This is a genomic window from Rhodococcus sp. YL-1, from assembly GCF_001942025.1.
Lineage (GTDB): Bacteria > Actinomycetota > Actinomycetes > Mycobacteriales > Mycobacteriaceae > Rhodococcus_F > Rhodococcus_F qingshengii.
Window position 1 is genome coordinate 4958275 of record NZ_CP017299.1, and the last position, 25959, is coordinate 4984233.

Consider the following 25959-nt stretch of genomic DNA (forward strand, 5'->3'; position numbering starts at 1 on the left):
ACCTCGAAGCGAGCAGATTCTATGTATGACCTCAACACAGGCACGGCATTCACCACAGGCACTGCATACACGCACTGAAGGATCGGCACACGACGCCGTCCGGTTGACCGGACTTCGCAAGAGTTTCGGAACCGTCTACGCCGTCAAAGGTATCGACCTGAGCATCCGCCCCGGCGAGATCGTCGCGTTCCTCGGCCCGAACGGCGCAGGCAAGACGACAACCATCGACATGATCCTCGGCCTGTCCCGGCCGACGTCAGGCGAGGTGAGCGTCTTCGGAATGTCACCTCGCTCGGCGATTGCCCGCGGACTCGTCTCGGCAGTCATGCAGACCGGCGGACTACTGAAAGAGCTGACGGTGGCCGAGACTGTGCAGCTGACCGCCAGCCTGTACTCCCAATCCCGTCCGGTCGACGAAGTGCTGGGGAGAGCCGGAATCCTCGACATCTCCGATCGCCTGGTCAGCAAATGCTCAGGCGGACAACAACAGCGGTTGCGATTTGCGATGGCGTTGCTGTCGAACCCGCAATTGCTCATTCTCGACGAGCCCACCACCGGCATGGACGTCGAAGGGCGTCGGGACTTTTGGTCCGCCATCCGCGCCGACGCAGATCACGGTCGCACTGTGCTTTTTGCGACGCACTACCTCGAAGAGGCCGATGTCTACGCCGACCGCATCATCCTGGTCAGGCAAGGCACCGTGGTCGCAGACGGGACCACCGCCGAGGTCAAGGCGATGGCGTCCGGACGCACCCTGCGCGCGACTGTTCCAGGCATCACCGACGAACTCCTGCGAGCCATACCGAACTCCGACGCCGTCGAGGTGCGCGGTGAGTCGCTGCTCGTGCACTCGGGTGACACCGATGCCGTTGCACGGTTCCTGTTGACCAATACGCAGGCTCGCGATCTCGAAATCGTCTCGCGTGGCCTCGAAGACGCATTCATCGCACTCACGTCGAACAACTCCGAAGGACAGAAGTGATGACCACTGCAACCGAAGCGAACACCTACGGAGCCGAGCGAACCGTCGTACCTCTCGGCGGATTCAACACGACGCTACTGCGACTGGAATTTCGTCGTCTGACTCGCAACCGGCGCACGATGATCTTCACGCTCGTCATGCCGGTTGTCTTCTTCCTCGTCTTCGGTCTCGGTCAAGGCGACGACGACCACGGGATCGGGCACGGCAATGTTGCCGCGTACATCATGATCAGCATGGCCCTGTACGGCGCGATGCTGGCCACCACCAGCGGCGGCGCGATGGTCTCGATCGAACGAGCGTCCGGGTGGAGCCGACAACTTCGGCTGACTCCCCTGACCCCGGTCGCCTACATCGCCGTCAAACTGATCATGGCGATGCTGCTCGGTCTCGTCTCGATTCTCGTGGTCTACGTCGTCGGCGCGTTCACCTCGGCGCAGATGGACGGATCACTCTGGTTCACAACGGCATTGATCGCCTGGCTGGGATCGTCGATCTTCGCGGCCTTCGGCCTGTTCATGGGGTACCTACTCCCCAGTGAGAACGTCATGCAGTTGCTCGGACCAGGACTGGCTCTGCTCGCATTCGGCGGCGGACTCTTCGTACCACTCACCGACGGTTCCGTATGGGCGACCATCGCACAGTTCACCCCGATGTTCGGCATCAACGCCCTCGCCCACGCACCGTTGACGGGCAATAGCATTCACTGGACCTGGATCGTCAATATCCTGGTGTGGTTCGCCATCTTCGCCGGCGGAGCGATCTGGCGGTTCCAACGAGATACGGAGCGTGTGTAGTTGTCGCAAACGACTGACCGAGAAGATTCCGTCGCGCTCCCGCGGCGGAATCGTTTCGGCGTTCTCTTCGCGGCGGTCTGGATGGTATTTCTCGGCGGGCCGCTGATCGAGGGATGGAATCTACGCGACGAACTGCGCGGCTGGACAGGGATTCTCGCGACGATCGCCTTCAGTGCCCTCTACCTCTACACCTTCGCCACAACGCAGCAGCGGCGTCGAATGACGATGACTCGGCCGACGATTCGCGAAGCTGCACTGGCTCTGTCCGCCTTGACCGCGTTGGCCGCTGTGATGATCGTGAGCGTCGGTCCGACGGGTTTGGCAGCAGCACCGTACCTCGCGGTGACAGCGGTGACGCTGTTGCCGACCGTCGCCGGCGGCATTCTCGCCTTGGTGTTCGCGGCCTCCGTGGAGATAGTCAGCCTCTCGTCCGGATGGGGGAACTACTCCGGACTCTCACTCGGAGTCTGCGCGGCCGCGTTCGCGACCTGGGGAATCATGTCGCTGATCAGCCGCAACTTCGCCATACTCCACGAACGCGAAGAGCAGGAGCAGCGGGCAATCATGGAGGAGCGAACGAGGATGGCGCGGGATCTGCACGACATCCTCGGGCACTCGCTGACCGTCATCACGATCAAAGCCGAACTGGCCAATCGCCTACTCGATGTCGATATCGAACGTGCACGCAGCGAACTCGACGACCTCGAAAGGCTCTCTCGAGACGCGCTGGCGGACGTGCGCTCGGCCGTCGAAGGATTTCGTGGGATTTCTCTTCCCGTCGAGATAGCCCGAGCGCGAGAGGCATTGCGTGCGGCTGGTATCGAAGACGAGGTGCCGAGCAGTACCGACATGGTTCCCACGCGTCTTCGGGAACTCTTTGCATGGACGATCCGTGAGGGCGTCACCAACGTCGTTCGACACAGCGGTGCGACCCACTGCCGGATCACGGTCGACGAAAATAGTGCGTCGGTCGTCGACGACGGACGAGGGGCCGAGTCGACGTCTTCCGGAAACGGTCTGATCGGATTGCGCGAGCGCGCCGGAGCGTCGGGCGCACGAGTGATCATCACTCATCCCCTGCCGCAGGGGTTTGCACTTCAGGTAGTCGAACAGGAGACAGAGTGAACAGCCAGGGCGATCGAGCAACCATACGGCTGCTCTTGGCGGACGATCAGGCGCTCGTGCGAGGAGCTTTGGCCGCGCTGCTCGATCTGGAATCCGACCTGTCCGTGGTAGCCGAGGTCGGTCGCGGCGACGAGGTGGTGTCCGCCGTTCTCGAACACCGCCCGGACGTCGCGCTTCTGGACGTCGAGATGCCCGGCATGGACGGAATCGCCGCGACGGCGGCCCTTCGCGAGGCAGCACCCGACACCCGGGTTCTGATCGTCACCACGTTCGGCCGTCCCGGATTTCTTCGTAAAGCCCTGCACGCCGGGGCCGGCGGGTTCGTCGTCAAGGACACCCCCGCCAGGCAGCTTGCCGACGCGGTCAGGCGTGTCCACGCCGGACTGCGCGTCGTCGATCCCACCCTTGCGGCCGACAGCCTCGTCAGCGGCGAGTCGCCCCTGACGGAGCGTGAGACCCAAGTACTGCGCGCCGCTCACGACGGCGCACCCGTGGCAGCCATCGCAGGGGCGCTCTTCCTGTCTGCCGGGACAGTTCGAAATCATCTGTCATCCGCGATGGGTAAGACGGGTGCGTCGACGCGCGCGGAAGCCGTCAGAATCGCCGAGTCGAACGGCTGGCTCTGATCCGCGCGTCTGGAATAGCCTTCCCCGGCAAATAGTTCGCCGTTCGATTCGTGATGGCGATTTGTCCAGATCACTCAAAGTAGGGACCTTCTACCCTAGGGATTTTCCCTGCAAACGACCGCTTCGCGAGAATCCGAAACAGCTAATCGTTCGATACCTGGCTATGATGCAGTTAATTGAATCGACGGAGCCTGTGCGTAGCGGGGGAAGGGACGTCTCATGTCGAACCAGTTCAACGATCGCTTGAACTCGCTGTTCGAGACTGCCGACTTTCACGTCACCAACGCGATGGTCGTTCGCGGCATGACCGAGTTCGGCTGCCGTATCTCCACGCCGTACCTGTCGCAACTGCGCACCGGCGTCCGAACCAATCCGTCACCCGAAGTGGTTGCCGCCCTCGCCCACTTCTTCAACGTCCATCCGGACTACTTCTACGCCCCGTCCGATCACACTCCGCCCGCGATCTCAGGTGGCGAGGCAGACCTCTCCCTCCTCGAACAGCTGCACAACGTGCGCCTGCGGAACCTCACCTCCCGTGTCGTCGACCTCTCACCGTCTTCACAGGATCTGCTTGTCGAAATGGCGGAGAATCTACGTTCCTCCGAAAATCTTCCGCGTGTACCACCGGACTCGAATTCCTACATGTCACGCGCATAGCGCCCTTCGCCGACTCTCCTTGACTGCTCAGGGAGGGTTGGCCTTATGCTGGTCGATGCAGCTGGTTCGCCCGGCACGGTCATGAGGAGCCCCGAAGACCGGTCCCGGCGTCGAAGCTCCGTCAGCGCAAGCTGTCGGGGTGAGAGGGAACCCGGTGAAAATCCGGGACTGTCCCGCAGCGGTAAGCAGGAACGACCGCCGTTCATGTGCACTGGGCATCCGCCTGGGAAGCGACGGCCAGTAGGTTCGATCCAACTCGATCGAGTGCCCGCGAGTCCGAAGACCTGCCGACTGTGTCGGGCACGCCGTGCCCGACGGTCCACCGCCTCGTGGAATGGGCGTGTAGATCTCCATCGGACCTCGCGTGCGGTGCGGGCAGTGCTGCCCGCTGAAACTCGGGGTCTCGTGAGGTATACCCGTCTGCCGGCAGTGGCCATCAGTGCATTGGCAATCTGGAGAAACTCCGTGACAACAACATTCACTTCGACCGTGCTGGGCTCACCGCGCATCGGTCCTCATCGAGAACTCAAGCGGGCAACCGAAAGCTACTGGGCAGGGCGCATCGACGCCGACGCCCTGCAGGCTGTCGCCCGTGACCTCCGTCGGCAGGGCTTGGCCGACCTCCGTGACCTGGGCCTCGACTCCGTCCCGGTCAATACCTTCTCCTTCTACGACCAGATGCTCGACACCGCAGTTCTTCTCGGCGCGCTGCCCGACCGCGTCGCGTCGGTCGCCGATCCGTTGGACCGCTACTTTGCCGCTGCCCGTGGGACGGACACCATCGCGCCGCTCGAAATGACGAAGTGGTTCGACACCAACTACCACTACCTGGTGCCGGAGATCTCGCCGTCCACCACGTTCGCACTCGACCCGTCCAAGGTCTTGTCCGAACTGGCAGAAGCACTTTCCGACGGCATTGCAGCCCGCCCGGTCGTCATCGGACCGGTCACCTTCCTGCTGCTCTCGAAGGCTGTCGGCACTGACGAGCCGCTGCTCTCGCGACTCGAAGAACTACTCCCCCTCTACGCGGATCTACTCGGCCGGCTCGCGAAGGCCGGTGCGAGCTGGGTTCAGCTCGACGAACCGGCCCTCGTGGGCGATCGCACCGACGAGGAAATCGAAGCGGCACGCGCTGCGTACGAACAGCTTTCAGCGCTGTCCGAGCGGCCGTCGATCCTGTTGGCGTCGTACTTCGGTTCGCTGCGTGAGGCGCTGCCCGCGCTTGCGTCCACCGACGTCGAAGGATTTGCCGTCGACCTGGTGGCCGGTCAGGATTCGATCGGCTCCGTCCCCGAACTCGCCCGCAAACTGGTCGTCGCCGGTGTGGTCGACGGACGAAACATCTGGCGGTCGGATCTGGATTCGGCACTGAGCACGTTGGGTGCTCTGTTGGGCAGCGTGGATACTCTTGCCGTCTCCACATCGTGCTCCCTGCTGCATGTTCCGTACACTCTCGACGCAGAGGCCGATGTCGACAAGGCCCTGCGCTCGTGGCTCGCGTTCGGTACCGAGAAGGTCAAGGAAGTAGTAACTCTCGCAACCGCTCTCACACAGGGCCGGGAGTCGGTGGAAGACGAGTTCGCTCTGGCACGAGCGGCCGCGTCGACCCGCAAGGACGATCGCAGACTCAATGATGCGAGTGTTCGAGGCCGTCTGGACGCGGTGCTGAACTCGGCGACCGGTCGCGCGCCCGCCGCCGAACGTCGCGCTGCCCAGGACGAACTGCTTTCTCTGCCGCCGCTGCCCACGACGACAATCGGTTCGTACCCGCAAACCTCGAAGATCCGCATCGCTCGCGCAGCACTGCGCAAGGGCGAGATCGACGAAGCCGAGTACGTCAACCGTATGCGCGCCGAAATTGCCGAAGTTGTTGCGCTCCAGGAAGAGCTGGACCTGGACGTTCTTGTTCACGGTGAGCCGGAACGCAACGACATGGTCCAGTACTTCGCGGAGCAGTTGGACGGATTCTTCGCCACCGCCAACGGTTGGGTCCAGTCGTACGGCACCCGCTGCGTGCGTCCGCCGATTCTGTACGGCGACGTCTCCCGCCCGAAACAGATGACCGTCGACTGGATCACGTACGCGCAGTCCCTGACCGACAAGCCGGTCAAGGGCATGCTCACCGGACCCGTCACCATTCTGGCCTGGTCGTTCGTCCGCGACGACCAACCCCTCGCCGACTCGGCAAATCAAGTCGCACTGGCCATTCGAGACGAGACCGTCGACCTGCAGGCCGCCGGAATCGGAATCATCCAGGTTGACGAACCGGCTCTACGAGAACTACTCCCACTGCGTGCCGAGGATCAGCGTGCCTACCTGGACTGGTCGGTCGGCGCCTTCCGGTTGGCTACCTCGGGCGTCGCGGATTCCACCGCGATCCACACGCACCTGTGCTACTCCGAGTTCGGAGCGGTGATCGGCGCCATCGCCGGCCTCGACGCGGACGTCACGTCCATCGAGGCGGCGCGCTCACACATGGAGGTCCTCGACGATCTCAGTTCGGTCGGGTTCGACCTCGGCGTCGGCCCGGGTGTCTACGACATCCACTCGCCGCGGGTGCCGAGCGTCGACGAGATTGCCGAATCCCTGCGTGAGGCACTCAAAGCTGTTCCTGTCGAGCGGTTGTGGGTCAACCCGGACTGCGGTTTGAAGACCCGCGGTTCCGTCGAGGTCGAGGCGTCACTGCGTAACCTCGTCGAAGCCGCGAAGTTGGTACGAGCGGAGCTATAGGGGCAAAGCCCCGGTGCGCCTTTTTGGTAGTGGGCACTACCAAAAAGGCGCACGGGGGTCAGCTCAACCACGTATTGCCGAAGAGCAGAATCCCGTCCGCACTCGGGGTCACTCCGTGCACGTTCTCGCGCCACGGAATGAAGACCTTGCCGGAGTTGACCACGGCCATCGGCGCCGTCTCGTTGACCACGGTCTGAATATCGTCGATGACGGCTCGCCGCTCATCCTCGCCCGACGCTGTTTGCAGCTTGCCGAGCAACTCGTCCATCCGAGCGTTCTTGTAACCGAGGATGTTCGACGGCGATTCGCTGAACAGGTTGCCGTACATACGCACGAACGGTGACTCTTCCAGCACGTTGAACGCGAAGTAGGACACGTCGTAGTCATGCTTTGCGTACAGCATGGAAATCAGATCGTTGATGCTGGTTGCGTAGGTGATGTCGACCGTGAAACCCACTGCCTGCAAGAGCGACTGAAACGTCAGTGCGCTGCGCTGCGTCGCCGGATCGTTCATCCCGACGTACGTCAGTTTTCCGTCGTAACCGTCCGCCTTCGCCTCGGCGAGATACTTCTTGGCCGCCTCGGGGTCGAAGCCGTTCCCGGCCACCGATCCGTGCCACTGCGACCACGACGCGAACATGTCGGTGCCGGGTTCGCCGAAGCCGCCCTGAACTCGCTCGTTGAACGTATTCGGGTCCACCGCAGCGACAATCGCCTTACGCACGCGCTCGTCCTTCGCTGCCCGATCGTCGCGCTGATTGATTGCCAGAACTCCGGCCATGCTGGCCGAGTACACAAATCCGGGATCACCGGCTTCGAAAGCCTCGTGAATGAAGTCGGGAGACTTCAGATAGGCAACCTGGATTCCGTCGGTGTGCAATCCTTCCAGTTTGCTCTTCTCGTTGACGATTGCGGGAAAGCGCAACTTCTCGAGGTACGGCGCCCCGTCCCAGTACGTCGGACGGGCAGCGAGCACCAATTCGTCCTGGGAGGCGAACTTCTCGACGGTGAACGGGCCTGCCCCGATCGGGGTGAACGTGCCGGTAGCCATCGACGAGGGCGCGACGATCATGCCGGGACCGGTGGTGAACATGATCGGGAACTCGTCCCACGGCTGCGCCAATGCAAAGACGACCGTACTCGGATCCGGTGAATTCGTCTCGCGCACAGCGGTCTTCCATACCAGCGCGTGAGTTCCCTTCTTCTGCAGATAGTGATCGATGCTCCACAGGACTGCCGCACTGTCCATCGGAGTGCCGTCGCTGAAGGTGACGCCGTCGCGCAATTTCAGTGTCCACACCGTGTTGTCGCCGTTGGCCGACAAGGACTGCGCCAAGTGGGGGACGTATTCGCCCGCCGCCGTATCGAAGCGCATGAGAAGGTCGTAGATGGCTGCCATTTCGCTACCACCGGTAGCGCCGCCGTCCTGACGGTCAGCCGGATCGAGACTGCTGATCCCGTTGTAGGTGGCAAACGACACGGTGCCACCCGATCGCGGCTCTCCCCCGTTGTTCTGGTCACCGACAACTCCGACCGTCACGTCCGATGCATCCGTGGTCGTACCTTGGCTGCTACCGGCGCACCCCGTCACCACCAGCGTCGCCGACGCCAGGACAACCATCCAGATTCGAGCGCGGACTCGGTACGAGCGCTTCATTGCGACTCACTTTCACAGTTCACGGATACGTCGATCCCTGGATCGGACACCCGACATATTTGTAAGTGAATTCTAGGTAAGGTCTCGTCCTGCGTCTTCGTTTTCACGAAGCCGAAGCGATAATTCGCGTTCATGACAGCAGAAACAAGAACTGAATTCTAGGTTGCAACCGTTCAGCGAATTACCAGTCCGATGACGTCTTCGACGTTCCGCTGGGCCTCTGCGAATCCGATCCGGCCACTGGTCCACAGCGCAAGGGCCGTCAACATCGTGCCGCCTATTGCCACGGCCGCAACCCTCGCCGTCTCGGCCGGGACGCCGTCCATCAACTCGAACAGCATTCTCCGATGTGCCGCTGCGCGCAGATCCAACGACTCGATCACGAACTGATCCGAGGACGAATGGAGTTCGATCTCCAACCGAGCGAAGTAGGGCCTACGCTCGAATGCCTTCATCTCGCGGCGATGAAGTGCCAGAACCCGCTCGTACGCGTTGTTCTCGCCACCGTCTGCCCGCAACTTCTCAGGACGACGGACCGATTCGAGACCGCTCCACGCCGTCATCGCCGCAGCCAGAAGTTGCTGTTTGGTCGGAAAGTAGCGATACAGCGTTCCGAGTGCGACGCCTGAACGCTCCGAGACGTCTTTCATCTGGATTCGATCCGACGGCATCTCGGCCAGCATCTCGACCACCGCCGTGGTCAGTCGTCCTCTCCGCTCGAGTTGCCCCACCGACATGAGGTCGACGTCCAAGGGAAACTCGTCGCTGCGCGCAGTCACGCGCGTCACGATAGTTCAGAATCCTGACCGCAGTGCCGGGTTGCGAAGTTTCATCGTAACCCCGATATCTAATACACGGATTAATCAACTGCAGATCGCGCTAGGGTTAGTCCATGACTGACCGGACAACCGATGACCAGCCAACCGTCGGCGTGCTGAACTTCTGGTCGTTCATCGAACTGGCCAACAAGCGACTGGCCACCGAACACGGCTTTCGCGACCAGCTGGCCACCGAGGTACTACTGACACTCAATCGGGCTTCCAACGTGGTCACCTACGATCTCGAGTCGTCGATCCACCGCCCTCGCGGCTGGTCATGGTCCTCCTTCAGGCTGTTGTTCGTCACCTGGCTGGCCGGTCCGATCGAGCCGAAGGCTGCCGCCGAGCTCACCGGCATGAGTAGGGCAGCGGTCTCCAATCTGTCCAAGTCGCTGCTGGCAGACGGATTGATCGATCGTCGGCCCACCGAGAACGACGGCCGTTCCGTCCAGCTGTACCTGACCGACAAGGGCCGAGAAGCCATGGTCGAAGCCTTTCGCGAGCAGAACGAACGCGAACACGCCTGGGTAAGCGTCCTGAGCGAGGCCGAACAGCGAATTCTTGTCATGCTCCTGGACAAACTGATCACCAACCGCAGCCAGTTCGACGTACGCGGACGTAACTGACATAGACCCGAACCCCTTGGAGGGTTGCGCTCATCACATCATTTTAGTTAATGTGTTTACTATCTGGTGGAGGTGAGCCAGGCAGAACAGCACAGAAGGAGCCCCGTCATGGCGTTCTATCGACAACTCGGCAACATCCCACCGAAGCGTCACACCCAACACCGTGACGAGTCCGGCAACCTCTACTACGAAGAGCTGATGGGAGAGGAAGGTTTCTCCTCGGATTCTTCGTTGCTGTACCACCGCGAGATCCCGTCGGCCATCGTCGACGCAACGGTCTGGGAACTGCGCGATCAGAGCACAACCCCCAACCATCCCCTCAAACCGCGCCATCTGAAACTCCACACGCTGTTTCCCGAAAGCACCTGGAACGAGACCGACGTGGTAACCGGCCGTCGTCTCATCCTCGGAAATGCCGACGTGCGATTGTCCTACGTCGTTGCGGCAGCGCCATCTCCCCTGTATCGCAACGCAATCGGCGACGAGATGGTCTACATCGAATCTGGCGAGGCGACCGTCGAGACCGTCTTCGGTGCACTCGAGGCCAGTGAAGGTGACTACGTCCTGATCCCGATGTCCACAACGCATCGATGGATCCCCAAGGGTGACAAGCCACTTCGTGCCTACGCCATCGAGGCGAACAGTCACATCGTCCCGCCCAAGCGCTATCTTTCCCGCTTCGGCCAGCTGCTCGAGAACGCACCGTTCTGTGAACGAGACCTGCACGGACCGATCGCGCCCATGATCGCCGAAGGAACCGACGTCGAGGTACTGGTCAAGCACCGAACGTCGGCGGGCATCGTCGGCACCCGAATGGTTTATCCCACGCACCCTTTCGATGTCGTCGGCTGGGACGGCTGCCTGTACCCGTACACCTTCAACATCTCCGACTACGAGCCGATCACGGGCCGTGTTCACCAACCGCCGCCGGCCCACCAGGCGTTCGAGGGAAACAACTTCGTGATCTGCAACTTCGTTCCGCGCAAGGTCGACTACCACCCCCTGTCGATCCCGGTGCCGTACTACCACTCGAACGTCGACTCGGACGAGATCATGTTCTACTGCGGCGGTGACTACGAGGCGCGCAAGGGTTCCGGCATCGGTCAGGGTTCGATATCGATTCATCCCGGCGGCCACGCCCACGGACCACAACCCGGCGCCTACGAGCGGAGCATCGGCGCCGAGTTCTTCGACGAGCTCGCCGTGATGGTCGATACGTTCCGGCCCCTCGAATTGGGTGAGGGAGCCCTTGCCTGCGAGGACGAAGCGTACGCCTGGAGTTGGGCAGGGCGGGGGCCTCGGCAATGACGATCATCTCCCCACTCCTGCGCGGCCTGTGCGACGACGCAGCACTTTTCCCACCCGGCAATGCTCCTCTCGCCGAAGCAATTCCGGCCCACGCCGCCTACCTGCAGGCGGATTACGACGCACTGGTCGGGCCTTTCGTTTTTCCCGCACCTCGACTGGGCGAACTGGCTGCGTACGTTTCAGCGGACAGCCCGGTGACGCTGAGCCTGACCGTGCCGGCCGGCCCATCCGATACGGCGGCCGCACTCTCGAACGCGCTCGCCATCCCTGGTGTTCACGTCGCCGCCGTCGAGGTGGGAATTCCAGACGGGTTGGACGCCGATGCGGCCTTCGAGGAAATCGCTCGTGTCCATGCCGCTCATCCCGACGTCGACATTTTTGTCGAGGTGCCTCGAGGTGATCGGCGCGCGGGCTATCTGGCAGCTCTCGAAACTGCCGGGCATTCCGCAAAGTTTCGCACCGGCGGGATTGTCGCCGAGGCGTACCCGAACGAGGAAGAGCTCGCCGATGCGGTGATATCCGTTGTCCGAGCCAATATCCCGTTCAAGGCGACTGCGGGACTGCACCACGGCGTGCGCAACACCGATCCGGAAACAGGCTTCGAGCAACACGGCTTCCTCAACATCATGGTGGCCGTCGACGCGGCGAGGCGGGGCGCCGATCGTTCGGAAATTGTTGCTGCACTGTCTCAGCGCGATGGAAAATCGATCGCGCAAGCCCTGGCCGACCTCACCGAGGACGAGGCCGGCGAGGTGCGTCGCCGATTCCTCTCGTTCGGTACCTGCAGCATCTCGGACCCTCTGACCGAGCTGGAAGGCCTCGGGTTGATCGTCCGCTCCGACAAAACCGAAGGAACTCTCGTATGACTGTCACGACCATCGACATTCCCGCCGACTCACTGTTCGGTCTCGACAATCTGCCGTACGGGGTCTTCTCCCCCGCGGGAGGGTTACCGCGTGTCGGTGTGCGCGTCGCCGAATCGGTGGTCGATCTCGCAGCGACACTGGGTGATTCCGTCTTCTCCGAACCGACTTTGAACGCGTTCATGGCTCAGGGACGAGATCAGTGGGTATCGGTGCGAAACCGGATCACGGAGCTCGTGACTAGCGAAATAGACTCGAATGCAGTGTTTTCCGTTGATTCGGTGACAATGCATTTGCCGATCGCAGTGGCCGATTACGTCGACTTCTACGCCTCGGAGAATCACGCAACCAACCTCGGGCGGTTGTTCCGCCCGGACGCAGCCCCCTTGATGCCGAACTGGAAGCATCTTCCCGTCGGATACCACGGGCGCTCGAGCACCGTCGTCGTCTCCGGCACCGACATCGTTCGTCCCTGCGGACAGCGGAAGGCACCCGATCAGGAAAGCCCGGACTTCGGACCGTCCCGGCGCCTCGACATCGAAGCCGAGATGGGATTCATCGTCGGAACTCCCTCGAAGATGGGCGATTCCATCACCCCGGACGAATTTGCCGAGCACGTCTTCGGCGCCGTCGTCGTGAACGACTGGTCTGCCCGAGACATCCAGGCGTGGGAGTACGTGCCCCTCGGTCCGAACCTGGGGAAGAGTTTCGCGACCTCCATCTCACCGTGGGTCGTACCCTTGCTCGCTCTCGAAGCAGCCCGAATCGACACTCCGGTGCAGGATCCCGAACCGCTTTCCTATCTGCGTGGTGAAGAGAAGTGGGGGCTGGACATCGACCTGGCCGTCGAGTGGAACGGTCACGTCGTCTCCCGGCCGCCCTACGCCCAGATGTACTGGTCGCCTGCGCAGATGCTCGCGCACACCACCATCAACGGCGCAGCAGCGAGCACCGGCGATCTCTTCGCGTCCGGAACCATTTCCGGACCGGACAAAGATCAGCGCGGCGCCTTCATCGAGTTGACGTGGGGCGGCAAGGAACCCGTAGCTGTGGGCTCCGAGACCCGTACCTTTCTCGAAGACGGCGACACCATCGCCATCTCAGCCACCGCTCCCGGCGTCGGCGGATCACGAATCGGCTTCGGGGATGTTCACGCTCGGATCCTGCCTGCAACGCAAACCGAAAGATAGTGATTGACAACTGTTTGATTCACGCTGATCTGATGTCCGGAATTCCTTGCCTCACGATTCTCCGAAGATAAGCTGGACTAACCATCCAGAGCGATCGAGAGTCCTGGCTCCGTGACGTCGCAGCAACCCCCTCTGCTGAGGTGCGGGTGCTTTCTGCCAGGTCCGATGGAGGACTCGTGCCAGGCGATCGACCCCGTACCTCAGTGGGGACAGCAGCTGTCATCGTGATCGTGGGTGGTGGACCCCGCGGGACCGGCGTACTCGAGCGGATCCTCGCTCACGAATCGGTGAACGCCGATCCCACACCGATCGACATTCACGTTGTCGACCCGTATCCGGCAGGCGCCGGCCGTATTTGGCGAGGCAGCCAGGCGCCGCTTCTGTGGATGAATTCGACAACCGCGGACGTCACGATGTTCACCGACGAGACCACCGCCGTGATCGGCCCGGTGCTGCCGGGTCCGACCCTCGCGGAATGGGTCGCCGAGCGCTCGGCTGAGCTTGCCGAATTCCCAGAAATCGCAGCAGAAGTTCCGACGCTCACCCCGTCGTCGTTTGCATCGAGGTCACTGCAGAGCCGATACCTGAACTGGGTGTTCGAGACTGCAGTCGACTCCGCGCCAGCGCACGTCGACGTTCGAGTTCATCGACGATCCGTGGTCGACATCGTGAACGTCGGCGAGACACAGACAGTTCATCTGGACGACGGAGCTGTCATCGACGCGACGACCGTCCTTCTCGCACAGGGGCACCCCGATGCGTTGCCTGCCCCACGCGAAACCGCGCTGACCAGCTTCGCGTCCGATCACGGGTTGACGTATGTGGGTCCGGGCTACACTGCCGATCTCGACGCCGATGTCATTCCCGAAGGCGAACCGGTTCTGATCGCCGGACTCGGGCTGGCTTTCATCGACTGGATGGTTCTCCTCGCCGAGAGCCGTGGCGGCATCTTCGAACGCGGTGAAGACGGCGTCCTCACTTACGCTCCCTCGGGTCGGGAACCCCTGTTGTATGCCGGATCTCGTCGCGGAGTGCCGTATCATTCCAAGATTTCGTACTCGATCGCTGACGCGCGGCCACCGCTACCGCGGTTCTTCACCGCTGATCTCGTTCCCGGCGACGGACCGTTGGATTTCCGAAACGACATCTGGCCCTTGGCGTCGAAAGAACTGGCAGGCGCCCACTATTACGAGCTGTTCGCATCTCATCCGGATCGGACAGTGGGCACCTGGGAGGAGTTCGACGCCGAATTCGCCTCGCTGGCTTGGGGATCGCCTCGATTGCAGGAACTGGTCGAGAACGCAGTCCCGAAGCCGGAAGACCGTATCGATCTCGAGCGGCTGAACCGCCCACTCGGCGGTGAGCGCTACGACGGGCTTGCCGAGGTCCAGTCCCGGATCACCGAATACATCTCGGCAGATGTCGCGCGGAGGTCGGACCCGTATTTCAGCGCCGACGCGGCTGTCTTCTCAGCGCTGCTGTCGACGTACATGACCGTCGGAGAATTGTTGCGGCGCGGCAGAATCCCGGCCGAATCCGTCGCCAAGGACGTCGAGGGTTGGCTTCATTCGTTCTTCAGCTTCATCGCCAGTGGTCCGCCGCCCGAGCGTTTGGAACAGTTGGTCGCCCTCAACGAGGCGGGCATCGTCCAGTTCCTCGGGCCGGATTCGGTGTTCTCCACCGAGATCGACCCGGCAACGGGGGCTGGGATCTTTGTCGCGCGCAGTGCGTCGCACACCGACATCGTGGCCGCGAACACCCTCGTCGAAGCACGCTTGCCGGTTGCTTCCATCAGCGCGAGCGGTGACTTGCTCCTGCGGACGCTTCACCGTCGGGGCGAGGCAGTCGAACTTCGTGCGACCGTGGACAGTTCGGCGAAGCTCGCCGTCGACGGTACTTCACGAATTCTCGACCAGAACAACACTGCTCATCCCCGCCGCTTCGCCGCAGGGCCGTGGGTTGCAGGCCATAACTGGTCGGCGGCTTTCCCTCGTCCCCGTACCAATGCAGGGTTCTTCCGGCATAACGATGCCCTGGCGGCGGAGATTTTGGGTGCTACGCGCCTGTGAGCGGTTAGGGAGTCCTGGGACTCCCTAACCGCTCACAGGGGGCTGTGCCCCTAGCTGAACACCAACTCACCCTCGTCAACCGCGACGGTGATACTGCCGCCCTCTTCGAGGAGATCGTCGAGCAGCATGTCGGCGATCTTGTCGTCGACCACACGCTGAATCGAACGACGCAACGGGCGAGCCCCGAACTCGGGTTGATGCCCGTGCTCGGCAATCCAGTCCACTGCGTCGGCAGTGAACTCGATCTCGATGCCCTTGGACTGCAGCCGCTTCCGGCTGTCGTCGAGCAGCAGATCAGTAATCCGGTGCAGTTGCTCGGTGTCGAGCTTGCGGAAGATCACGATCTCGTCGATACGGTTGAGGAACTCCGGCCGCATCGATTCGCGCAACCTGGCCATCACGCGGTCGCGCAGTGGCTTCTCCGCCGACTCTGCATCGCCTGTGGTGAAGCCGAGTCCACCGGACTTGCTCGAGATGATGTCCGAGCCGAGGTTGCTGGTCATGATCACGACGGTGTTCTTGAAGTCCACCGTCCGACCCTGACCGTCGGTCAGACGCCCGTCGTCGAGCACCTGGAGCAAGGTGTTGAACACGTCCGGGTGTGCCTTCTCGATCTCGTCGAGCAGGATCACCGAGTACGGGTTACGACGCACCTGTTCCGTGAGCTGTCCGGCCTCGCCGTAGCCGACGTATCCGGGAGGAGCACCGACCAATCGGCTGACCGTGTGCCTCTCACCGAACTCACTCATGTCGAAGCGCAGCATCTTGTTCTCGTCTCCGAAGAGTGTGGCAGCCAGAGCTTTTGCGAGCTCCGTCTTGCCGACGCCAGTGGGTCCGAGGAACAGGAAGCTACCGACGGGACGATCCGGATCGCTCATACCGGTCCGGCTACGACGCACGGCACGCGCGATTGCGCGAACGGCGTCATCTTGCCCGATGACACGACCGTGCAGTTCCTCTTCCAGACGGCGCAGGCGATCTTTCTCTGCCTGAGTCATCTGGCTTGCCGGAATACCCGTTGCGCGAGCGACAACTTCGGCGATTTGTTCAGCGGTCACGTCCGGCGTTTCCTCGGAAGGAACCGAGGATCCTGCCTTCTCGAGACGCTTTGCGACGCCGTTGATCTCGTCACGCAGGGTCGACGCCTTCTCGTACAACTCGTCGGCGACGGCTTTTTCCTTGTCGCTCTCGAGCTGCTCGAGACGCTGCTGCAGCGCAGCGGTGTCTACCGTGGCCGTCTTCAAGCGAAGCCTGGCGCCGGCCTGGTCGATCAGGTCGATTGCCTTGTCCGGCAAGAACCTGTCGCCGATGTAACGTGCCGACAGCTCTACCGCAGCGGTGATCGCCTCGTCGGTGTAATGGACCTTGTGGTGATCCTCGTACCGACTGCGCAGGCCGCTCAAGATGGCGATCGCGTCCTCGATCGACGGCTCTCCGACCTGTACGGGCTGGAAGCGCCGCTCGAGCGCGGGATCCTTCTCGATGTTCTTACGGTATTCGTCGAGCGTGGTGGCGCCGACGATGTGCAGTTCACCGCGAGCGAGCTTGGGCTTGAGGATGTTTCCGGCGTCCATCGCACCGTCTGCGCCGCCTCCGGCACCAGCGATGGTGTGCATCTCGTCGATGAAGACGATCAGCTCGTCCTTGTGTGCGGTGATCTCGTCGATCACCTTGGTCAGCCGTTCCTCGAAGTCACCGCGGTAACGGGTACCCGAGACCATGCTCGAGAGTTCGAGCTGGACGATCTTCTTGCCCACCAACGATTCCGGGACATCCCCGTCGACGATGCGCTGGGCCAGTCCTTCGACGATGGCAGTCTTGCCGACGCCGGCCTCACCCACCAGGACCGGGTTGTTCTTGGTGCGGCGGGAGAGGATCTCGATGGTCTGTTCGATCTCGTCGGCGCGGCCGATCACCGGATCGACGCCGCCGTTGCGGGCGCGATCGGTGAGATCGATGCCGTACTTGTCGAGCGTCGGTGTGGTGGACTCGTCTTCGACTGGACCGGCTGCGGGATTCTGAACCGCTGCCTGCAGCTTCTCCGGCGTGATGCCGGCCGAAGCGAGCAGACGACCCGGAACATGATCGGGGTCACCGGCCAGGGCGATGAAGAGATGTTCGGGGTCGATGTACGTCGATCCCAGGGCTCGGGCCAGTTGATGAGCCTCGAGTAGAGCGGTTTTCACGGCACTGCTGAGCGCAGGAGCAGAGTAGCCCCCCTGCTCACGGCCTTGTGGCAGCCGCAGGTCGACGGCGTCGACCACGGATTTCGGGTCGGCTCCGGCGCGCTGCATGAGCGTGCGGACCGGATCCTGCTCCGCCATGACGCGGAGAACGTGCAGTGCATCGAGATCCGAATCACCGCGAGCAGCCGCTACACGTGCAGCGTCAGCCATGAGTTGCTGGGTGGCCCTGCTCATGAGCCGGGAAATATCGATGCGACCGGGACCCTCGGGCCCGAAGAATGCTGGCATTCCGAAGCCTCCTTGCAGAAAGTTGAGCGTTACTGACTCAATTAACGTGCATGGGGCTCGATCAATTCCCGCCGCCTCAGATTTGTTTCAACACCATCCAGTCGCCGATCGTTCTCAACTACCGAAAGATCCGGTAGACCGACCGACCGGGTACGCCTCGACGCGCATGATCACCGATCCCGCGCAGGGACCACTCTTGATGTCGGTACGCCACGAACCTTTCAGACTGCCATCGGGCTGAGGCGTGTAATACGCCTCGGAGTGCGCCGCTGCCCACACCTTGGGCACGCCCTCCCCCTGGTAGCAATCCCACTCCCAGTCATAGGGGTGCACCCAACTGGTTCCGTCCCAGGTGTATCGAGCAGGCTGCGGCAACGTCGGATTGGCGGGAGCCGGACCGCCGACCACTGTGGCGATACAGACTCCGCTCGAGCAATCCGTCTCGAACGTGTAGGTATCGGAGAAATCCGGCTCCCACTGGCTGGCGGCCAGACTTGTGCCCGTCTTGGTCGCGGCGAAACGCTTGAGCGAGTAATCACCGGACCAATTCGCATCCGCAGCCCCCGCGGGCATCGCTCCGGCGACAAACCACGTAGCAACGAGCGCAACCACCAGCAATGACTTTCGCATGCGTGAAGTGAATCACAAGCTATGTCCGAATTGTCGGATACTGGCCACAAGAACACCGACGACGATCAGCACCAGCGAAACCAACGGCAATGCTCCCGCACCCCTGTCCGCCAAGATCAGCCCGCCTACGACGCCGCCCGCTGCGATCGCCGAATTGAAGATCGTCACGAAAACCGATTGCGCAGTGTCCACAGCGTCGCCCGTCGTATCCGCGAGCGCCGTCTGAAGGAGAGTGGGAGCGCCTCCGAATGCCACACCCCACGCCGCAACGCTGAGTGCGATCACAGCGAAGCTGTCACCGCCGACGCCCAACGCCGTCAAAGCTGCGGCAAAGACCACCAAGCTCAGCACGGTGAGACTTCGAAGGGCCCGGTCGACAAACACCCCGACCACACCGATGCCCACGAAGGCGAAAAGTCCGAACACGAACAAGACGATTCCCAACCGATCGCCGAAACCGATGCGATCCAGAAACGCCGCCAGATACGTGTACACGATGTTGTGCGCGAGGATCCACAAGAACGCGACAAACAGAATCGGTCGTACGCCAGGCAGGACCAGGACTTTCCGCACCGGCAGCTGCCGATCCGCTTGTTGCCCGGGAAAGTCCGGCATCACCGTGAGTATCCACGCGACCAGAAGTAGCGCAGCAACCGACATCACGGCGAAGACGACGCGCCAATCGGCCAGGGTCCCGAGCCACGCCCCCATCGGAACGCCGATTGCCAACGCGATCGGCTGTCCGACGGAGGCAACCGCAACGGCCCGCCCCTGCAGGTGAGGGGGCGACATCCTGCGTGCGTACCCGGCAAGCAACCCCCACACCACACCTGCCGCCATACCGGCCAGAAACCGAACACCCAAGGTGAGAACAAGATTCGACGAAAGCGCTGTCACCAGATTGAAGACACCGAACCCCAGAATCGCCGACACCAGGACAGCACGCCGTCGCAATCCTCGGGTCAATGCGATCAGTGGTACCGCCCCGACGACGGAACCCAATGCGTATGCGGTGACCAATTGCCCTGCGCCGGAGACTGATACGGACAACCCTGACCCGATCTGCACCAGTAGTCCGGCCGGCATGGTTTCGGTTGTGATCGCTATGAAGCCTGCCATTGCGAGTGCCGACAACCCGGCCAGCGGTAGTGTCCGGACGGAATCGGTCTCCGCCAGTGCCGAAGTCGCCGTCCCGTCCGAGTTCGAGCTCACCTTGTCGGTGTTTCGGGACTGCCTTCACCCGACTGGCCGGAACGGACCAGTTCTGCAATAGACGCCCAGTCCATCTCGCCCTGACCGTTCGCCAGAGCCTGAGCGAGCACGCCTCGAAGTACGCCACCGAACGGCAAATCCAGATCGACGCTGCCGGCGGCGTCGAGCGCAAGCCTCAAATCCTTGAGGCCCAGAGCTGTGGTGAATCCTGCAGGCTCGTACTGACGCGTCGCGACGAGGTTTCCGTAGCTGGAGTAGACCGGCCCCGGGAAGATCGTCGAGGTCAGCAGTTCTACGAGTTGGCTTCCGTCCACACCGGACCTCTCCCCCAATGTGATTGCCTCGCCCAAGGATTGAATCGCGGCGAGGATGAGGTAATTGCCGATGATCTTGACGATGTTGGCCTGCTCCGGACGCTCACCTTGTGGCCACGTGCGAGCACCGATGACGTCGAGGAAGGGTTGCACTCGCCCGAGGAGGGAACTGTCGCCGGCGGCGATGATGTTCAACTGGCCAGCCTGAGCAACAGAAACGCGTCCGAACACCGGCGCCGCGATGTACCCGATGCCGTACTCGGCGTGCAGTGCGGCGGCGCGCTTGGCAAGGTCGACGCTGACGGTGGCCATGTTGACGTGCACGGTTCCACTCGGAACGGATGCGAGGACGGCGGGATCCAGAATGGCCGAAGACACGGCCGAATCATCTGCCAACATCGACAGCACAACACCGGACTGGAATGCCTCGGCAACGGTTTTCGCGCCGATCGCCCCTTCCTCGACCAGTTCGGCTACCGCTTCAGGGCTGCGATTCCACACCGTCACGTCGAAGCCTGCGCCCAGTAGATTTCGAGCGATGGGACGACCCATCGCGCCCAAGCCGACCACGGAAACAGAAGTCATGGATTTCCCTCTCGAAAGTGCTGAACCATCTAAGACGGTTCCAGACTCTCACACGGGTACAGTTGCTGTCGAACCGGTTGAGATGGTTCGCCACGAAGGAGGACGAAAGTGAACGAAGCAGGAGCTGATCAATCCGCTCGGGACGTGTTTCGACTCGACAACGACACGCTCGCCTTCCGCTTCACCGCCACCCTCACCAATCGGAACGGCTCGAGGTTCGAACGACTCACGAGCCCGCAGCGACTCGAATTATGGTTACGCGCCAACGATCTGATGGACGCCCCCGCAACCGCGACAGAAGACGACCTCCGCGGCGCGCAGGATTTACGTGAGGCCATTCATCGCATCGGAACCGCCGTGTGCGAGAACCGCCGCGCCTCACGCACCGATGTCGGGATCGTCAACACCGCATCCGAGCTCGGTGATGCCCACCTCGTCCTCGAGAGTGGCCGGGCCCTCTGGAAATCAGCCGGAGACAATCCGATCCGCGACGCTTTGTCGATAGTGGCTGCCGACGCGATCGCGGTGCTCGGTGGAGCCGACCGGGACCGCGTCAAGGCCTGCCAGGGCGACGGGTGCACCGGCCTCTACGTCGACACCAGTCGCGGCAACAACCGACGCTGGTGCTCGATGAACATCTGCGGAAACAAAGCCAAGAAATCCGCGATGACCGCTCGCGCCGACTAGCTCATCTCACCTTCACCGCGACTCCATTTCGCCGCCACTCGGTTCCACAGCTTCTCGATCGGCGTCGACAGCAGGAGAAGAAACAGCGGGAAGTACGACGTCACCGGAACGAGCACACTGACGAGCAGCGCCACCACCATGATCAGGAAAGTGACGATTTCAGCGGTGAAATGCGGCTTCGCATTCTCTTCACTCAACGAAGGGTTGCGAACCAGACCCCACGCGACCACCGCCAGGCACGCAGCACTGGCTGCCATTGTCCCGATGTAGAGAGCCCTGGTCCCGAGATCCTGCGACGGCGCCGCAACGAGCGCTGTCGGGAAGGGCAGGAACACGATGGTCATCACCCACAACCCCAGCCCACGAACGACCACCTTGTCTCCGTCGACCACAAAACGAAGCAACCGATGCTGCGACCACCAGAGCCGGAAGATCACCAGAAAGCTCAGGGCGAACGAATAGAACTGCGCAGCGTGATCGCGCAGGAGTTCCGACGTGGTGCCGTGGTGGTCACTGGTGAGTTCGACCAGCGGCAGGACGAGCAGCGTGATCGCAATGGCGACAATCGCGTCGATGAAAGTGACGTAGCGCTCGAAGTAGCGGGTGCGTTCCGCAATCTCAGCCATTGCGGAAGCATAAGCCTCACAACAGGAAACAGACCGGCGACGCCACTTTACGGAAGCACGTATCCGGAAACATACAATTAACGAATCAAATTCGTTAGATCTCTTGACCGTGACGGAGCCCATCCCCATACTTAACGAATCACATTCATTAAGTGACTCGCATCACGCCACCAGGGGTCGGTTCAGCCACCCCCTTCAGGACATGGGGTTGCCCTAGTGCCGATCAACGCTTCGACGAATACGCAGTCCGACCGGGTTCCACTCACCGCCAACCGCGGTATTGCCGTCTTCAGTATCGGCGTCATGGGGTTCATCACCGCGAACCTCATCCCCCTGATGATCGTGGCAATGGTCGAGGACCTTGGTGTCACCGAATCCGCTGCCGGTGCCGTTCTGACCGCATCGCTGCTGGTCTGCGCCGTCACCTGCCTCGCCACCACCCGAATCGCCTCGGGCCGGCATCGCCATCTCCTCGGCCGCGTCAGCCTAATCGCGATGGCAGCCGCATTCGGCGTTGCGGCCATCGCACCGTCCACGACGATCGCATGCGCCGCGATCATCGTCGGCGGTATCGGCGCTGGTGGATCCGCATCCGTTGGCGGAGCGGCACTGGCCGCGCTCACGAACCCGGACCGGGCGTCAAGCATCAGCGGCCTCGTGAACCGTGTCGTCGTCACAGCCGTCCTCGCTCTCGTACCCATCCTCGGCACACACATGACCAACGCATTCGGCATCGTCGCAGTCCTGGCACTGGCTACCGCAGCAACGGTCACCTGGTTGCCGTCGTCCCCGGTGAAAGAGTCGCCGGAGACGGCGAAGTCCGCCAATACGACCACAGCTCTCCCCGCCGGGGTCAGCGCGAAACGACTCACTTTTGCCGGAACCGCATTTCTCGCGATGCTTGCAGTCTGGGCGATCAGCGAGGACTCGTTGTGGGCAGTACTCGGCATCATGGGTTCCGAGCACGCCGGGCTCTCGGATCAACAAATGAGTCTCGCACTGAGCGCATCAACGGCGGGTGGTGTGCTCGCGGCTGTTACCTTGACCGCGTTGGGTTCTCGGGTCAGTCGGACAGTATCGATCTCCGTGCTACTGATACTCGGGGCAATTCTGAAGCTGTCTGCCGGCCTCACCACCGATCCCACGATCTACCTGGTAGTGGTCATCGCTTGGAACACGATCTACGCGGCCACGTTCATCGTCCTGGTTGCCATCTCGGCCGCGCTCGACGCGGCCGGCCGATGGTCGGCGCCACTACTGGGCACCTACCTCATCGGCTCCGCGTTCGCGCCGCTGTTCGGAACTTCGGTGACGGCCGGCCTCGGGTATCCGACCTTCGGAGTCATCATCTCGGGGATCAGCTTCGTTCTACTGGGCCCGTTCGCCTTGGTTTCCCGACTCTCCGCACGTACCGAAGGTGCGTATCGTCACCACAGCGCCGCCATCACTACTACCGTCATCGCGTAAGGATCACGTAGAAGTCATGAATGACAGCATCACTCACTACCGCAACGGAAAGATCTTCACGGCTGCCGACGACGGATGGGCCGAGTCGATAGTCGTCGAGGACCACAAGCTCAGATTCGTGGGCGAAACCGTCTATGCCGATATCCTGGCTCCAGACGCCGAGGTGATCGATCTCGAAGGTGCCGTCGTGCTACCCGGTTTCGTCGACGCCCATACGCATTTGGTGATGATGGGATTCGCGCTGCAGAAGTTGGATCTGCGTGATGCCGCCGATCTCGCCGACATTCAGTCCAGCATCAAGCAATTCGCGGAATCGAACCCGGACGCACCACGACTGCTGGGTCGCAGTTGGTTGTTCTCCGCGCTGGATGGAGGGCACCCGACGCGAGAGATGATCGACGCCGTCGTACCCGATCGCCCGGTGTACCTCGACGCCAACGACGTACATTCAGTCTGGGTGAACACTGCAGCACTGCGAGAACTCGGCATCGACGCGGACACTCCCGATCCGATCGGCGGTCGTATCGGCCGGGATCCGGACACCGGAGAAGCCACCGGAATGCTGTACGAGACCGCCATGATGCTCTACGTCTGGCCGAAACTGGCGGAGCTCGCATCCGACGAAGACCGGGACGCCGCCCTCGCTCTCACCTTCCGCCACTATCTCGAGGACGGAGTGACCGGTGCGGTCGACATGGCTCTCGGCGCGGACGAATTAGCCTCGCTGGAAAGAGCATTGGACGCAGGAGACGGAACACTGCCGCTGCGCGTCGCGGCTCATTGGCTGATGACCCGCGAGGACAATGAGGCCGACAACGTCCGACAAGTTCACGACGCAATCGAACTCCACGAGCGTGTCCAAGGTCCGTGGCTCCGTATCGCCGGAATCAAGATCATCATCGACGGTGTGATCGGCAGCTGCACTGCCGCAATGAAAGAGCCGTACTCGGACGGCACCAACGCCGAGCCCATCTGGGATCTCGAGTCCTTGATCCCCGTCGTGACAGCCGCTGACGCCGCAGGCCTGCAGATCGCGATGCACGCGATCGGCGACGAGGCGTCGGAGATCGGATTGACGGCACTCGAGTACGCGATCGCCGCCAACGGAGACATTCCCCGCAGGCACCGAATGGAACACTTGGAGTCCATCACCCGGGACAACGTCGAAAGGCTTGCCCGCCTGGGAATCATCGCCTCGATGCAACCGGTTCACGCTGACCCTGCAATCCAGGAGAACTGGCAGGCGATGCTCGGCGACTACCGGGTCAATCGCGCGTACCCCTGGCCCGAATTCACCGAGGCCGGAGCGGTTCTGGCGTTGGGTTCGGACGCTCCGACCGCTCCCCACCCGCCGCTGCCGAACATGTTCATCGCCACCACCCGTCGATCCGCAATCGATCCGTCACTGGCACCCAACCTGCCGAAGTACGCACTCCCCCTCGCGGACGCGCTGGCTCACGCAACTCGCGACGCTGCCTACTCGTGCCGGTGGGAAGATGTGACCGGCCAGCTGGTTCGGGGTAAAGCAGCCGATTTTGTCGTACTGAAACAAGATCCGTTCACCGAAGGGGTCGATTCTCTCCTGACCACAGAGATTGCGATGACCGTCGTTGCTGGATCCGTGCGATACGACGCGGCCGGGGCCAAGAGCACCGAAGCACGGAACGCCGAGTCCGATAGCTGATCGTTACCGGTTGTTCGATAACGCACGCATGCGGCCCGGCGACAGAACGAAGGAGGGACTTGAACACGTGAACCCATACACTCTGGAGGACGCATGCGCAGGAAAGCTCCGATTTCGGCCGCCGTCGCAGCCGCTGCACTGGTGACGGCCACTGCCCTGACGGTCGCCGGTTGTGGGTCGACCGAAGGAACACCTGAAGCGGCGGCGAGTTCCACGGCAGCCAGTTCAACGGCGTCGGCGACATCGACGGCAAACGAAACCGAGACGACGGTAGCGAGCTCTCCCCCGCCACAATCGAACACCCGCACAAATGCATCCACGACGGCGACTACGACAGCAATCCCCGCTTCGGGTCCCTGTCTCGACGTCGGCTCCTCGCTCGTCACCGACGCCATCGGCACGCTGGGCACCGACATCAACGGGGGCAATTGGATACCGAGATCCGCGAGCGAAGAACAGATCGGGAATTGTCCTGACCTGCTCTGGGTTTCGGTGGACGGCGACGGCGTCGGCGATGCGACTTACCAGTCACACGTCCTGTTCTTCCACGACGGAACATACCTGGGCACGGCTACCAGTGAGCCGTACTCGTACACACACGTCATCGACAGCAACAAGGATTCGGTATCCGTCCAATACCGTTGGCTGCTGGACGACGATGCATTCTGCTGTCCCCAAGGCGGACCGAACATAGTGAACTTCACGTGGAACGGCAGCGCCGTGGTTGCCGACGGCCAGTTCCCGCCCTCCTGAACCTGCCTGGGTCCGAGAAGGCCCTGAATGCAACTGTGCCCCAGCGACGACGGTCGCTGGGGCACAGTCTTGTTCGATCTAC

General features: G+C 62.2%; 22 protein-coding genes and 2 riboswitches. Of the genes, 15 read left to right on the top strand and 7 right to left on the bottom strand.

Features of this window, described 5'->3' with window-relative positions:
- Positions 1-25: 25 nt before the first annotated feature.
- The 6 genes from BH682_RS22930 to metE all read left to right on the top strand — a co-directional run bounded on the left by BH682_RS22930 (position 26) and on the right by metE (position 6914).
- A complete protein-coding gene (locus tag BH682_RS22930; RefSeq protein ID WP_075834207.1) occupies positions 26-982 on the top strand; it encodes an ABC transporter ATP-binding protein in 957 nt (318 codons plus the stop codon).
- A complete protein-coding gene (locus BH682_RS22935; RefSeq protein ID WP_019745005.1) occupies positions 982-1776 on the top strand; it encodes an ABC transporter permease in 795 nt (264 codons plus the stop codon). Before BH682_RS22930 ends, BH682_RS22935 begins: the two co-directional genes overlap by 1 nt.
- Positions 1777-2901: a sensor histidine kinase gene (locus BH682_RS22940; protein ID WP_075834209.1), complete on the top strand. Its 1125-nt coding sequence runs from the start codon at positions 1777-1779 to the stop codon at positions 2899-2901.
- Positions 2898-3527: a response regulator transcription factor gene (locus BH682_RS22945; protein ID WP_003940330.1), complete on the top strand. Its 630-nt coding sequence runs from the start codon at positions 2898-2900 to the stop codon at positions 3525-3527. The genes BH682_RS22940 and BH682_RS22945 overlap by 4 nt, the downstream gene beginning before the upstream one ends.
- A gap of 219 nt (positions 3528-3746) precedes the next feature.
- A complete protein-coding gene (locus BH682_RS22950) occupies positions 3747-4184 on the top strand; it encodes a helix-turn-helix domain-containing protein (RefSeq protein WP_030535308.1) in 438 nt (145 codons plus the stop codon).
- An 81-nt stretch (positions 4185-4265) separates the two neighbouring features.
- Positions 4266-4490, top strand: a riboswitch (cobalamin riboswitch).
- 159 nt (positions 4491-4649) lie between these two features.
- Positions 4650-6914 carry a 5-methyltetrahydropteroyltriglutamate--homocysteine S-methyltransferase gene (gene metE, locus BH682_RS22955; RefSeq protein WP_075835448.1) on the top strand — a complete coding sequence of 755 codons (2265 nt, stop codon included), beginning with the start codon at positions 4650-4652 and terminating at the stop codon, positions 6912-6914.
- Between the two features lie 58 nt (positions 6915-6972).
- On the opposite strand, the gene BH682_RS22960 is transcribed toward metE, so the two are convergent.
- Together BH682_RS22960 and BH682_RS22965 are read right to left on the bottom strand one after the other, a co-directional pair.
- The gene (locus tag BH682_RS22960; protein WP_075834211.1) at positions 6973-8571 is read right to left on the bottom strand and encodes an ABC transporter substrate-binding protein; all 1599 of its coding nucleotides are present in this window, start codon (positions 8569-8571) and stop codon (positions 6973-6975) included.
- Positions 8572-8744: 173 nt separating this feature from the next.
- The gene (locus BH682_RS22965; protein ID WP_003939912.1) at positions 8745-9359 is read right to left on the bottom strand and encodes a TetR/AcrR family transcriptional regulator; all 615 of its coding nucleotides are present in this window, start codon (positions 9357-9359) and stop codon (positions 8745-8747) included.
- Between the two features lie 104 nt (positions 9360-9463).
- Here BH682_RS22965 and BH682_RS22970 point away from each other — a divergent pair, with 104 nt between their 5' ends.
- The 5 genes from BH682_RS22970 to BH682_RS22990 all read left to right on the top strand — a co-directional run bounded on the left by BH682_RS22970 (position 9464) and on the right by BH682_RS22990 (position 15445).
- The gene (locus BH682_RS22970) at positions 9464-10015 is read left to right on the top strand and encodes a MarR family winged helix-turn-helix transcriptional regulator (RefSeq protein ID WP_003939926.1); all 552 of its coding nucleotides are present in this window, start codon (positions 9464-9466) and stop codon (positions 10013-10015) included.
- A 108-nt stretch (positions 10016-10123) separates the two neighbouring features.
- On the top strand, positions 10124-11323 hold the full coding sequence (locus tag BH682_RS22975) for a homogentisate 1,2-dioxygenase (protein WP_030535304.1): 1200 nt from the start codon (positions 10124-10126) through the stop codon (positions 11321-11323).
- Positions 11320-12189, top strand: a complete 870-nt coding sequence (locus tag BH682_RS22980; protein ID WP_063315876.1) for a hypothetical protein — start codon at positions 11320-11322, stop codon at positions 12187-12189. Before BH682_RS22975 ends, BH682_RS22980 begins: the two co-directional genes overlap by 4 nt.
- Entirely contained in the window at positions 12186-13376 is a 1191-nt protein-coding gene (fahA, locus tag BH682_RS22985) for a fumarylacetoacetase (RefSeq protein ID WP_054188907.1), read from the top strand. The genes BH682_RS22980 and fahA overlap by 4 nt, the downstream gene beginning before the upstream one ends.
- 78 nt (positions 13377-13454) lie before the next feature.
- Positions 13455-13548, top strand: a riboswitch (SAM riboswitch).
- Positions 13549-13552: 4 nt separating this feature from the next.
- Positions 13553-15445 (top strand): FAD/NAD(P)-binding protein, encoded by a 1893-nt coding sequence (locus tag BH682_RS22990; protein ID WP_223304426.1) that lies wholly within the window; start codon positions 13553-13555, stop codon positions 15443-15445.
- A gap of 50 nt (positions 15446-15495) precedes the next feature.
- Here BH682_RS22990 and BH682_RS22995 read toward each other — a convergent pair whose 3' ends face one another.
- The 4 genes from BH682_RS22995 to BH682_RS23010 all read right to left on the bottom strand — a co-directional run bounded on the left by BH682_RS22995 (position 15496) and on the right by BH682_RS23010 (position 20660).
- Positions 15496-17919 carry an ATP-dependent Clp protease ATP-binding subunit gene (locus BH682_RS22995; protein WP_058037788.1) on the bottom strand — a complete coding sequence of 808 codons (2424 nt, stop codon included), beginning with the start codon at positions 17917-17919 and terminating at the stop codon, positions 15496-15498.
- Between the two features lie 114 nt (positions 17920-18033).
- On the bottom strand, positions 18034-18549 hold the full coding sequence (locus BH682_RS23000; protein WP_030535299.1) for a hypothetical protein: 516 nt from the start codon (positions 18547-18549) through the stop codon (positions 18034-18036).
- Positions 18550-18561: 12 nt separating this feature from the next.
- Entirely contained in the window at positions 18562-19761 is a 1200-nt protein-coding gene (locus tag BH682_RS23005) for an MFS transporter (protein ID WP_075834215.1), read from the bottom strand.
- Positions 19758-20660 (bottom strand): NAD(P)-dependent oxidoreductase, encoded by a 903-nt coding sequence (locus BH682_RS23010; protein ID WP_075834217.1) that lies wholly within the window; start codon positions 20658-20660, stop codon positions 19758-19760. The genes BH682_RS23005 and BH682_RS23010 overlap by 4 nt, the downstream gene beginning before the upstream one ends.
- Positions 20661-20768: 108 nt before the next feature.
- On the opposite strand from BH682_RS23010, the gene BH682_RS23015 reads away from it, so the two are divergent.
- On the top strand, positions 20769-21347 hold the full coding sequence (locus BH682_RS23015; protein ID WP_054825525.1) for a CGNR zinc finger domain-containing protein: 579 nt from the start codon (positions 20769-20771) through the stop codon (positions 21345-21347).
- Here the strand turns inward: BH682_RS23015 and BH682_RS23020 are convergent.
- Positions 21344-21973, bottom strand: a complete 630-nt coding sequence (locus BH682_RS23020; RefSeq protein WP_003940262.1) for a TMEM175 family protein — start codon at positions 21971-21973, stop codon at positions 21344-21346. The two genes, BH682_RS23015 and BH682_RS23020, sit on opposite strands and share 4 nt — an antisense overlap.
- A gap of 216 nt (positions 21974-22189) precedes the next feature.
- On the opposite strand from BH682_RS23020, the gene BH682_RS23025 reads away from it, so the two are divergent.
- From BH682_RS23025 to BH682_RS23035, 3 genes are all read left to right on the top strand, one after another.
- Positions 22190-23440 (top strand): MFS transporter, encoded by a 1251-nt coding sequence (locus BH682_RS23025; RefSeq protein WP_075834219.1) that lies wholly within the window; start codon positions 22190-22192, stop codon positions 23438-23440.
- A gap of 16 nt (positions 23441-23456) precedes the next feature.
- Positions 23457-25124: an amidohydrolase gene (locus BH682_RS23030; RefSeq protein ID WP_075834221.1), complete on the top strand. Its 1668-nt coding sequence runs from the start codon at positions 23457-23459 to the stop codon at positions 25122-25124.
- A 93-nt stretch (positions 25125-25217) separates the two neighbouring features.
- On the top strand, positions 25218-25877 hold the full coding sequence (locus tag BH682_RS23035) for an LppP/LprE family lipoprotein (RefSeq protein WP_003940243.1): 660 nt from the start codon (positions 25218-25220) through the stop codon (positions 25875-25877).
- Positions 25878-25959: the final 82 nt, after the last annotated feature.